The sequence below is a fragment of the Limimaricola cinnabarinus LL-001 genome, from assembly GCF_000466965.1.
In the GTDB taxonomy this organism is placed as follows: Bacteria; Pseudomonadota; Alphaproteobacteria; order Rhodobacterales; family Rhodobacteraceae; genus Limimaricola; species Limimaricola cinnabarinus.
The window spans coordinates 1-10,696 of sequence record NZ_BATB01000083.1 but is presented as its reverse complement, the minus strand read 5'-3'; the positions used below and the strand labels follow the sequence as shown (position 1 = coordinate 10,696).

The 10,696-nt window shown below is 67.9% G+C and carries 10 protein-coding genes and 2 pseudogenes; 1 reads left to right on the top strand and 11 read right to left on the bottom strand.

Features of this window, described 5'->3' with window-relative positions; all coding sequences use genetic code 11:
• The coding region (locus MBELCI_RS17000) for a metallophosphoesterase family protein (RefSeq protein ID WP_045320411.1) at positions 1 to 523 on the top strand (523 nt) is incomplete at its 5' end.
• A 72-nt stretch (positions 524 to 595) separates the two neighbouring features.
• On the opposite strand, the gene folD is transcribed toward MBELCI_RS17000, so the two are convergent.
• The 11 genes and pseudogenes from folD to tolA form a co-directional block, all read right to left on the bottom strand.
• The gene (gene folD, locus MBELCI_RS16995) at positions 596 to 1,489 is read right to left on the bottom strand and encodes a bifunctional methylenetetrahydrofolate dehydrogenase/methenyltetrahydrofolate cyclohydrolase FolD (RefSeq protein ID WP_021695485.1); all 894 of its coding nucleotides are present in this window, start codon (positions 1,487 to 1,489) and stop codon (positions 596 to 598) included.
• On the bottom strand, positions 1,486 to 1,791 hold the full coding sequence (locus MBELCI_RS16990; RefSeq protein ID WP_021695484.1) for a chorismate mutase: 306 nt from the start codon (positions 1,789 to 1,791) through the stop codon (positions 1,486 to 1,488). Before MBELCI_RS16990 ends, folD begins: the two co-directional genes overlap by 4 nt.
• Positions 1,792 to 1,843: 52 nt before the next feature.
• On the bottom strand, positions 1,844 to 3,520 hold the full coding sequence (locus MBELCI_RS16985) for a formate--tetrahydrofolate ligase (protein WP_021695483.1): 1,677 nt from the start codon (positions 3,518 to 3,520) through the stop codon (positions 1,844 to 1,846).
• A gap of 78 nt (positions 3,521 to 3,598) precedes the next feature.
• Positions 3,599 to 4,198, bottom strand: coding sequence for an MOSC domain-containing protein (locus MBELCI_RS16980; RefSeq protein WP_021695482.1), 600 nt, complete (start codon positions 4,196 to 4,198; stop codon positions 3,599 to 3,601).
• 121 nt (positions 4,199 to 4,319) lie between these two features.
• A pseudogene (gene ftsH / locus MBELCI_RS16975) lies at positions 4,320 to 6,235 on the bottom strand (ATP-dependent zinc metalloprotease FtsH).
• 83 nt (positions 6,236 to 6,318) lie between these two features.
• Positions 6,319 to 7,062, bottom strand: coding sequence for a hypothetical protein (locus MBELCI_RS22045; protein WP_235047683.1), 744 nt, complete (start codon positions 7,060 to 7,062; stop codon positions 6,319 to 6,321).
• 28 nt (positions 7,063 to 7,090) lie between these two features.
• A pseudogene (locus MBELCI_RS22810) lies at positions 7,091 to 7,441 on the bottom strand (PP-loop family protein); the annotation flags it as partial.
• Between the two features lie 127 nt (positions 7,442 to 7,568).
• On the bottom strand, positions 7,569 to 8,402 hold the full coding sequence (gene ybgF / locus MBELCI_RS16965; protein ID WP_021695479.1) for a tol-pal system protein YbgF: 834 nt from the start codon (positions 8,400 to 8,402) through the stop codon (positions 7,569 to 7,571).
• Complete coding sequence (pal, locus tag MBELCI_RS16960; protein WP_021695478.1) at positions 8,402 to 8,959, bottom strand: peptidoglycan-associated lipoprotein Pal; 558 nt, start codon at positions 8,957 to 8,959, stop codon at positions 8,402 to 8,404. Before pal ends, ybgF begins: the two co-directional genes overlap by 1 nt.
• A gap of 73 nt (positions 8,960 to 9,032) precedes the next feature.
• A complete protein-coding gene (tolB, locus tag MBELCI_RS16955; protein WP_021695477.1) occupies positions 9,033 to 10,364 on the bottom strand; it encodes a Tol-Pal system beta propeller repeat protein TolB in 1,332 nt (443 codons plus the stop codon).
• A 121-nt stretch (positions 10,365 to 10,485) separates the two neighbouring features.
• On the bottom strand, positions 10,486 to 10,696 hold a 211-nt coding region (gene tolA, locus MBELCI_RS16950; RefSeq protein ID WP_045320410.1), incomplete at its 5' end, for a cell envelope integrity protein TolA.

Sequence of the window (10,696 nt, the reverse complement as noted above, 5' to 3'; positions counted from 1 at the left end):
CGCCACGCTGGAGCGGCTGGCGGCGGACCTGAACGCCACCGGCGCGGGCGGCGTGCTATGTCTGGGTGACAGCTTCGATGATCTGGATGCCGCGCAGGGCCTCGACGCGCAGGATCGCGCGCAGCTCGTCTCTCTGATCGAGGGGCGCGTGTGGCACTGGGTCGAGGGCAACCATGATCCCGGCCCGGCGGGGCTGCCGGGCGCGCATCATGCCGAGATGGTCATGGGACCGCTGACCTTTCGCCACGTCGCCGAGCCAGGCGCACAGGGCGAATTGTCGGGCCACTACCACCCCAAGCTCGGCCTGCCCGGCTGCGGCAAGGCGCGGGCCTGCCTGCTCTTCGACGTGGCGCGGATGATCCTGCCCGCCTACGGCGCCTATACCGGCGGCATGCCCGCCACGGCGCCGGAACTGCGCGCGCTGATCGGCGCTCCGGCCTTTGCGGTGCTGACGGGGACGAAGCCGCTGCTCGTCCCCTATCCCGCGCGCACGGGCGCGGGGCGGGGTCGCCGACGGTTCTAGATCATCAGCGCCTCAGGCTCGTCGAACAATAAGCCTTCGAGCGGGTTCAGACGATGAGCCCTTCGGAGACGTTCAGACAGTAAGCCCTTCGGGCTCGGGCAGGCCGTTGGCCCGGCAGGCGGCGGTGAGCGTGTTGGCGAGCAGACAGGCGATGGTCATCGGCCCGACGCCGCCGGGCACCGGGGTGATCGCGCCCGCGACCTCCCGGACCTCGTCGAAATCGACATCGCCCACCAGCCGGGTCTTGCCGCCCTCGGCTTCCACCCGGTTGATGCCAACGTCGATCACCGTGGCGCCGGGCTTGATCCAGTCGCTCTTGACCATGCCGGGCCGGCCTACGGCGGCGACGACGATGTCGGCACGGCGCACGACATCGGCGATGTCCTTCGTGCGGCTGTGCGCGATGCTCACCGTGCAGTTTTCGCCCAGGAGCAGATGCGCCATCGGCTTGCCCACGATGTTGGAGCGGCCGATCACCACCGCCTCCTTGCCCGACATGTCGCCCAAGTGATCGCGCAGCATCATCAGGCAGCCCAGCGGCGTGCAGGGCACCATCGCCTTCTGGCCGGTGCCGAGCAGGCCGACATTCGAGATGTGAAAGCCGTCCACGTCCTTGGCCGGATCGATCGCGTTGATCACCGCGTCCGAGTTCATGTGACACGGCAGGGGAAGCTGCACGAGGATGCCATGCACCGACCTGTCGGCGTTCAACTGCTCGACCAGAGCCAGAAGATCCGCTTCCGAGGTCTCCTCCGGCAGGCGATGCGAAAAGCTCTCCATGCCGACTTCGCCCGTCATCCGGCCCTTGGACTTCACATAGACTTCCGAGGCCGCGTCCGTGCCCACCAGCACCACGGCGAGGCCGGGGGTGATGCCATGCGCCGCCTTGAGCGCCGTGACCTGTTCGGCCACACGGCCCCGGATGTCGGCGGCAAAGGCCTTGCCGTCGATGATCGTGGCGGTCATGTCGCGTCCCCCTTGCCCAGAACCTCTTCCTCGCGCGCGATGAAATGCTCCATCATCTCGCGCCACAGCCGCTCGGCGAGATCGGTATCGAGCCCTTCGGCATGGGCGCGCGCGATCACCTTTTCCAACACGTCGCGCACGCGGGTGTCGATCCGGGCGGGGAGCCCCTCGCCCGGCTTCAGCTCGATCGCCCGCTCGATCATCGAGGCGCGGCGTGCCAGAAGCCGCACCAGATCCGCATCGATCGCGTCGATCTCGCGTCGAAGCGTTGCCATGTCGCCGATTTCGGCCGCTGCACTCATCGGAACCCCTTTCGCAAAGCTGCTGGCGCGCCTTTTCCCACAGCTTGACGAGCTAGAACAGCCCCTCGACGTGACCGTCCTTCGACAGGCGGATACGCTCGGCGGCGGGGCGGCTCGGCAGGCCGGGCATGGTCATGATCTCTCCGCAGACCGCGACGACAAAGCCCGCCCCTGCCGAAAGCCGCACTTCGCGCACCGGTACGTCATGGCCCGTGGGCGCGCCGTGCCGGGTCGGATCGGTGGTGAAGCTGTATTGCGTCTTGGCCATGCAGACTGGAAAATGGCCATAGCCCTGCGCCTCCCACGCGTGGAGCTGGTCACGGATCTTGGCATCGGCGATGGCCTGATCGGCATGGTAGATGCGCCGCGCGATGGTGTCGATCTTGTCGAACAGCCCCATCTCGTCCTCATAGAGCGGCGAGAAGGCCGAGGCGCCGCTTTCGGCCAGCGCCACGACCCGCTCGGCCAGTGCCTCGGCCCCGCGCCCGCCCTCGGCCCAATGGCGACACAGCACCGCTTCCGAACCGTGATGGCGGACATACTCCATGACGGCGGCGATCTCGGCCTCGCTGTCGCCGTCGAAATGGTTGATCGCCACGACCACCGGCACGCCGAACCCCTTGAGGTTCGACAAATGCCGCCCGAGATTGGCGCAACCGCGCGCCACGGCCTCGGGGTCGTGGTGGTCCAGATCCTCCTTGGCGGTGCCGCCATTCATCTTGAGCGCGCGGATCGTCGCCACCAGCACGGCGGCGTCGGGATGCAGCCCGGCCTTGCGGCACTTGATGTCAAAGAACTTCTCGGCCCCGAGATCGGCGCCGAAGCCCGCCTCGGTCACCACGAAATCCGCGAGCTTGAGCGCCGTGGTGGTGGCAATGACCGAGTTGCAGCCATGCGCGATGTTGGCGAAGGGGCCGCCATGCACGAAGGCGGGGTTGTTCTCGAGCGTCTGCACGAGGTTGGGCTGCATCGCGTCGCGCAGCAGCACCGTCATCGCGCCGTCGGCCTTGAGATCGCGCGCGAAGACCGGCGTGCGATCCCGGCGATAGGCCACGATCATGTCGCCGAGGCGCCTTTCAAGGTCGTGCAGATCGGTGGCGAGGCACAGGATCGCCATCACTTCGGAGGCGACGGTGATGTCGAAGCCCGCCTCGCGCGGAAAGCCGTTCGAGACCCCGCCAAGGCTCGCCGTGATCTGCCGCAGCGCCCGGTCGTTCATGTCCATCACCCGCCGCCACGTGATGCGGCGGATGTCGATGTCGAGCTCGTTGCCCCAGTAGATGTGGTTGTCGATCATCGCCGAGAGCAGGTTGTGCGCGCTCGTGATCGCGTGGAAATCACCGGTGAAATGGAGGTTCATCTCCTCCATCGGCACGATCTGCGCATATCCGCCGCCAGCCGCCCCGCCCTTCATACCGAAATTCGGGCCCAATGATGCCTCGCGGATGCAGATCGCCGCCTTGCGCCCGATCCGGTTGATGGCATCACCCAAGCCCACGGTGGTCGTGGTCTTGCCCTCGCCCGCAGGCGTCGGGTTGATCGCCGTCACGAGGATCAGCTTGCCGTCGGGCCGCCCCTTGAGACTGTCGATGAAAGGCTGCGATATCTTGGCCTTGTCGTGGCCATAGGGGAGCAGGTCGCCCTCCTCGATGCCGAGCCGCGCGCCGATCTCGCGGATCGGCAGCTTGTCCGCCGCGCGGGCGATCTCGATGTCGGTTTTCTGCGCCATGTCTGAGCTCCCTCTTCCCTGTCCCAGCGTCGCGGGCCGGGCGGCGCTGTCCCGCACCCCGGCGACCCTTCGACGCGCTTAAACGTCGCTCCTGGCATCGGGACGCCACGCTCTCTGGTCCGGCAGATGCAGCCGCAGTGCGTCGCCCCGGCGCAGCGTGCCGGGCCGCTCGACCCATGCGGTGACGCCCCGCAGGCCATGGGCGGCGGCCTTGAACCCCTTGCCCTGCCCGGGATGGGCCGCCTCGATGGTCATCGCGGGAAACTGGCAAGGGCGGTTCTGCATGTCGATCACCAGCGTGCAGCCATCCGGCCCCTGCAGCCGCGCCGAGGGTGGCAGGTGGCTGAAGTCCGGCAGCCCCTCAACCACGACCGAGGCCCCGAGCCACGCAGGATCGATCCTCTCCAACCCGAGCTTGGCGGCGATCGTCGCCAGTTCCTCGGCCCCAACAATGCTGAGCTGGCGGGTGTTGCGGATCTCGGTGCCCCGGACGTGCTGCGAGGTGACGCGCGAGCATGAGGGCCGGGTCAGCCCCGCATGGACCTCCCCGGCGAGCCCGTCGAAGCCCAAGGGCATCTCCTCCAGCGCCTCGGTCTCGATCGGCTTGGCCTCTCGGTGCGGCACGCGACCGAGCCAAGTTATGCGGCCGTGAAATTCGGTAGGGGCAAGGGCGGGCATGGGCAACTCCGGACGGGAATGCGTCACTCTTGCCAGCCGGACAGGCCGCGCTCAAGCGGCCGCGAAAAAGCCCCGGCGCCTTTCGGTGCCGGGGCTTGCCGCCTGTTGCGTGAAACGCGGATCAGGCGCTGGGTTCGGGGACGCCGCCATCCGTGGGCTTGGGCTTGCGGGTCTGGGGATTGCCGTGACCGACGCGCCGCCACCCTGTTCGGGCTTTTGGCTGTCGTCGTCATCGCCACGGTTGAGCGGCTCGCCGGCGATCACGCGGGTGATCTCGTTGCCGGTCAGCGTCTCGTACTCTAGAAGACCCTGCGCCAGACGCTCCAGATCTTCGCGTCGCTCGGTCAGAATGCGCTTGGCGGTGTCATAGCCTTCGTCGATGATCCGGCGGACCTCCTCGTCGATGACCTTCTGGGTCTCGGCCGAATGGCTTGCCCCGCCCGAGTAGGAGCCGAGATAGCTCTGCTGCTCGTTGGCATAGTCGATATGACCGATCTTGTCGGAGAAGCCGAACTGCGTGACCATCGCGCGGGCGATCTTGGTCACCTGCTGGATGTCCGAGGTCGCTCCCGAGGTGACGTTCTCACGCCCGAAGATCAACTCTTCGGCCACCTTGCCACCCATCGCCATGGCGATTTTGGAGGTGTATTTGGTGTAGGTCACTGACAGCTGATCACGCTCGGGCAAGCTCAGCACGAGACCCAGCGCGCGACCGCGCGGGATGATCGTCGCCTTGTGGATCGGGTCGTGCTGCGGAACGTTGAGACCGACGACGGCATGGCCCGCCTCATGGTAGGCGGTCAGCTTCTTCTCGTCCTCGGACATCACCATGGAGCGGCGCTCGGCCCCCATCATGACCTTGTCCTTGGCACTTTCGAAATCGATCATCGTGACGAAGCGGCGGCCGACACGCGCGGCCATCAGCGCCGCCTCGTTGACGAGGTTGGCGAGATCGGCGCCCGAGAAACCGGGGGTGCCACGCGCGATGATGCGCAGGTCCACGTCGGGGCCGAGCGGCACCTTGCGGGCATGCACGCCGAGGATCTTCTCACGGCCTTTGATATCGGGATTCGGCACCTGAACCTGACGGTCGAAGCGACCGGGGCGCAGCAGCGCGGGATCGAGCACGTCGGGACGGTTGGTCGCCGCGACGATGATGATGCCCTCATTGGCCTCGAAGCCGTCCATCTCGACCAGAAGCTGGTTCAGCGTCTGCTCTCGCTCGTCGTTGCCGCCGCCATAGCCGACGCCACGCGACCGGCCCACGGCGTCGATTTCGTCGATGAAGACGATGCAGGGCGCGTTCTTCTTGGCCTGCTCGAACATGTCGCGAACGCGGCTGGCGCCGACGCCCACGAACATCTCGACGAAGTCGGAGCCAGAGATGGTGAAGAAGGGCACGCCCGCCTCGCCCGCGATGGCGCGTGCCAGAAGCGTCTTACCGGTGCCCGGAGGGCCCACCAGCAGCGCGCCTTTCGGGATCTTGCCGCCGAGACGCGAGAATTTCTGCGGGTTGCGCAGGAACTCGACGATCTCCTCAAGCTCGTCCTTGGCCTCGTCGATGCCCGCCACGTCGTCGAAGGTGACGCGGCCATGCTTCTCGGTGAGCAGCTTGGCGCGGCTCTTGCCAAAGCCCATGGCCCCGCCTTTGCCGCCGCCCTGCATGCGGTTCATGAAGTAGATCCACACGCCGATCAGAAGCAAGAAGGGCAGCAGCGACAGCAGGAAGGTGGTGAAGCCCGACTGTTCCTGGCTGCGCGCGCTCACCGGGATGTCCTGATCGATCAGCAGTTGCGTGACCTCGGCGTCCTCGGGCTTGATGGTGACGTAGTCGCGCCCGTCGGTGCCGCGGTAACGCACCTCCTCGCCGTCGAGCGTGACTTGCGAGACGTTGCCCGTCTCGACCGCTTCGACGAAGTCGGAATAGTTGCGGGTATTCGACTGGAGCGTGGACTGCCCGCCGCTGAACAGGTTGAACAGCGCCAGGATCAGCAAGAAAAGCACGACCCAGAAGGCGATGTTGCGCGCGTTGCCCAAGAGATTTCCTCCGAAAATTGGTTTGGCCGCGCAAAACGGAAGTCGCGGGCCACGAATTCAAAATAGAGATTGCCGCGCCATCTTCAATGCGGAAGCGTCGGATAAGGGAACTCCGCGACAATCCGCGCGCGATACGCCGCGTCGGGTACCACGCAAGGCGCCGCGATGAGCATCCCATCCCGCCAGATTGCCGGGCTCGACAGCAGCGCAGCCCTCGGCAGGCCCAAATCACGCCAGCCCGGGCACTGTGCGAGACCAGGCTCATCAAGCGCCCCGATCCTAACACCTTCATCGGCCCCGCAGATCCGCCACCGCCTGTCCCAAATGGCACCCGCCGGTACCGGGGCTTCGACGCGCCCTGGCTCACGGCACAGCCAGAGCCGCCCGCCCTTTTCGGCCAGCAACACGCCCGACAGGCTGCGCCACCGTCCCTCACCTGCGCGACCCAGCGCGTCGCGCAGGCTTTCCAGACGGGGCCGGTAGTCGCACGCCCCGATCCAGCGCAGCGCCGCCGAGACGAGCCGCAGCCGGGTTTCTTCGGGTGCGTCGCGCAGTATCACGGCGTCGATCTCGACCGCGCCCACCCGAAGCCGCACCGCCTGCAGCGACAGCGTGGCGGCGAGATGTTCGAGCGCCGCGCGCGCCATCGCCATGCGATCCGCCGTATCGGCCAGCCCTCCTGCCGCGATGCCGACAGGAACGAGTGCATCGAGCGCCGCGCGGGCACGGACCCGTTGGAACCGCGGATCGGCGTTGGAGGGATCCTCGACCCAGCCCACGCCCTGCGCCATGACGCCAGCCGCGCAGATCGTCGCGCCGCAGCCCAAGGAGCGGCCTGAGCCATGTGAGCCCGTCTGCCTGCCGCCGCGACGCCATGCCCGCGAGCCCATCGACGCCCGAGCCCCGCGCCAGCCGCATCAGCACCGTCTCGGCCTGATCATCGCGGGTGTGCCCCAGGGCCACCGCGCCGAGACCGTGGCGCTGCGCCCAATCTGCGAGCAGCCTGCGCCGCGCCCGCCGCGCCGCGTCCTGCAGATTTCCGCGTCTGTCCCAGCCGGTCCAGTCGAGGATCTCGTGCGGCACGCCGAGACCCGCGCAAGCGGCCGCCACGGCCTCGGCCTCGGCGCGGGCCTCGGGGCGCAAACGATGATCCACCGTGGCGGCACGAAGCGTGATGCCCCGCGCCTGTGCCTCGGGCGCCAGCATGTGCAACAGCGCCATCGAATCGCTCCCCCCCGACACGGCAAGACCGAGCCCCTCGCAAGGCCCGGTCTCGAAACATGCCGCGGCGGCGCGGACGAGAGCGTCCGGCGTCAGGCTCATCGGCCCGCCATCACTGGCAGGACAGGCTCCGCATCGCGGTCTGCGCCTCGGCGGCGGCCGCATCGCCGGGGAACCGCGTGCCAACCTCGCCCAGCGTCACGCAGGCGTCGGGCACCTGCCCCAGCGCAGCGAGGGACTGGCCCAGCTTGAACAGCGCCTGCGCCGCGACCTTGCCGTCGGGATCGCCCGAGAAGCTGTCGAGATAGGCGCGCGCGGCTCCCGAGCTGTCGCCCAGACCCGACAGGGCCTCGCCGCGCTTGAACAGGGCCTCGGCGCTCAGCGCGCCGCCGGGATAGGTCTGGACATAGGCCGCAAACTGGTCAGCGGCGCCGCGAAAGTCACCTTGGGCGAGCGCCTCCGACGCCCGCTCGAAATCCGCCTGCTCGCCGATGGCAAGCGCGGGACCAGACCCGGTCGGAGCCGGGGCCGCAGGGGTGGGAACATTGGCGGCGCTGTCGACGCCACCGAGGCTGGGCGTGTCGCCCAGCTGGCCGATGTCGCACCCGTCCTCCAGCTCGCAGATCCGGAATTCGAGATCGCCGACCCGGTTGGTGCCATCGGTGGTGAGCCGGTTGATCCGGAACTCCAGCTCCTCGGTCTTGGAGGTCAGGCCCTGCAACTGCGCCTCGATGGCGTTGAGCCGCTCCAGCGCCGAATTGCCGCCCACCGCCGAGGGTGCGGCCCCGGTGGTGTTCAGCTCGGATTTGAGCGACTGGATGTCGCCATAGAGCACCGACAGTTCCTGACGAATGTCGGCGAGGGTCTTGTCTTGCTCCTGCGCCACGCCGGCGGCCGGGGCCGCTAGGGCACACAGAAGCGCGAGCGGGCGCAGAAGCGGGCGCATCAGCTCAGCGCTCCGGCTGCGATCACGGTGACGGCACGACGGTTCTGGGCATAGCAGCTCGGGTCCGAGCAGGTCGCGACCGGGCGTTCCTTGCCATAGGAGATGGTGCGCAGACGCGACGAGGGCACCCCACGCGAGATCAGGTATTCGCGCGCCGCGTTGGCACGCCGCGCACCCAAGGCCACGTTGTATTCGCGGGTGCCCTGCTCGTCGGCGTGGCCTTCGATCACGGCGAGGTAATCGCTGTTGGTCATCAGCCATTGCGCCTGGCCGTCGAGCGTCGCCATCGCCTCGGAGGTCAGGGTCGACTGGTCGACCGAGAACAGCACCCGGTCGCCGATGCTCTGGGCGAAGTATTCGGGGCTGTTGGGGTTGCCCGCGCCGCCGAGGCCGCCCTGGCCGATCCCGGCCGACTGGTCGAAGCCCGCGCCCGCACCGGCGCCCGCGCCGAGACCGTCGGCGCCCGCACCGGCACCCGCGCCGAAGCGGTCAGGCCGCGTGCAGGCCGAGAGCGCCAGAGCGCCGATGAGAATGGAAGCGGTGAGATACTTGTTCATGTGTCAGGTCCTGCCCCTCGAGGAGTGTTTGTCGGCATGCCTAGCACGGGGTCGCCCCCGTGCAAACGGCGCGTCATTGCTGCAGCGGTCCCCAAGAGGGATCCGAGGAGAAGCCGCCCGTCGGCACGGGCTTGAGATTGCGGCCCGAGATATCGACCGAATGGACCTGTGGGCCGCCGGAGGCGCCTTGGGTCTCGCGCGTGAACATCAGCACCCGGCCGTTGGGGGCCCAGGTCGGGCTCTCGTCGAGGAAGGATGAGGTGAGCAGCCGCTCCTCGGATCCGTCGGTGCGCATCACGCCGATGTGGAACCGGCCCGCGTTCTGCTTGGTGAAGGCGATGAGATCGCCGCGCGGCGACCAGACCGGGGAGCCATAGCGCCCTTCGCCGAAGGAGATACGCTGCGGCTCACCGCCGGAGGCGGACATGACATAGATCTGCTGGGTGCCCGAGCGGTCGCTCTCAAACACGATCCGGCTGCCGTCGGGCGACAGCGACGGCGAGGTTTCGATCGAAGGCGCCGAGGTCAGGCGGCTATGCGCGCCCGAGTTCAGATCGGTGCGGTAGATGTCGGTGTTGCCACCGGTGGAGACCGAGTAGATCACCGCGCCGCCATCCTTGGAAAAGCGCGGGGAGAAGGCCATCTCGCCCTCGACCGTGCTGATCTGCCGGCGGCCGACGCTGGCCACGTCGAGAAGGTTGATCCGGGGAAAGCCGCTCTCGTAGCTGGTATAGAGCACCCGGTCGCCATTGGGCGAAAAGCGCGGGGCCAGCACGAGGCTGTTGCTGTCGGTCAGGAACTGCCGGTTCTCGCCGTCGTAATCCATGATGCCCAGACGCCGCGCACGGTTGTCCTTGGCGCCGCTCTCGGAGACGAAGACGACGCGGCTGTCGAAATAGCCGCTTTCGCCGGTGATGCGGGAATAGACCGCATCGGCCACCTTGTGACCCATGCGGCGCCAACCGCCCCGCGTGCCCGCGAATTGCAACCCTTCGCCCAGCTCGGCGCCGGTGAACACGTCATAAAGGCGGAACTTCACAGTGAGTTGGTCGCCATTGACCGCGACGGCGCCGGTGATCAGCGCCTGCGCGTTGATCGCGCGCCAGTCGGGATAGGCCACCGGGCTGGCAAAGCTCCCGGGCGTCGAGATGAAGGAAGAGGACGGGATCTCGCGGAACAGGCCGGTGCCGCTGAGATCCTGCGCGACGACGCGGGTGATGTCGGCCGCAAGCTGCTCGGCTCCTGCAGTCTCGGCCTGAAAGCCCGGCACCGCAAAGGGCAGCGGTTCGATCACGCCTTCGGAGATGGTGATCCGCAAGGGGCCGCCCTGCGCGAGCGCGGGCGCCGGAAGAGCGGCAGCCGCGACGAGCGGCGCCAGCAGAAGCGCGATGGTTCTGGTCAGCATCATTGTCCTCGTTCCGTCAGGCCGCGGGGGTCTGTTCCCCCTTCTTGGGCAGCCGCATGTGGTTGGGCAACGCCCCGTTCGGGGCGCGGGTTCAACGGTTTCGCGGGCGAGAGGCGCGGCATCAGCGCATCCTCATGCCCGAGGGGTCGAAGGTCATCTCGACCTCCTTCCATTGCTCGTACTTGTCGGCGGGCAGCACGTAGCCGTCCTTTTCGCAGCGCAGGATGGCGCGGCGCGCCGACTGGTAGGCCGCCTCGATCGCCGCCTCGCTGCCGCCATCGCCCGAAACGCGGCGCACATCGCCCTGCACCCGGCCCTGCGGGTCGAGATCG

Excerpts from the sequence above, each read along its gene's own strand:
- pal (WP_021695478.1), bottom strand. The coding sequence starts at position 8,959 with ATGAACAAGTATCTCACCGCTTCCATTCTCATCGGCGCTCTGGCGCTC.
- folD (WP_021695485.1), bottom strand. The coding sequence starts at position 1,489 with ATGACCGCCACGATCATCGACGGCAAGGCCTTTGCCGCCGACATCCGG.
- MBELCI_RS16990 (WP_021695484.1), bottom strand. The coding sequence starts at position 1,791 with ATGAGTGCAGCGGCCGAAATCGGCGACATGGCAACGCTTCGACGCGAG.
- MBELCI_RS16985 (WP_021695483.1), bottom strand. The coding sequence starts at position 3,520 with ATGGCGCAGAAAACCGACATCGAGATCGCCCGCGCGGCGGACAAGCTG.
- ybgF (WP_021695479.1), bottom strand. The coding sequence starts at position 8,402 with ATGCGCCCGCTTCTGCGCCCGCTCGCGCTTCTGTGTGCCCTAGCGGCC.
- MBELCI_RS16980 (WP_021695482.1), bottom strand. The coding sequence starts at position 4,198 with ATGCCCGCCCTTGCCCCTACCGAATTTCACGGCCGCATAACTTGGCTC.
- tolB (WP_021695477.1), bottom strand. The coding sequence starts at position 10,364 with ATGCTGACCAGAACCATCGCGCTTCTGCTGGCGCCGCTCGTCGCGGCT.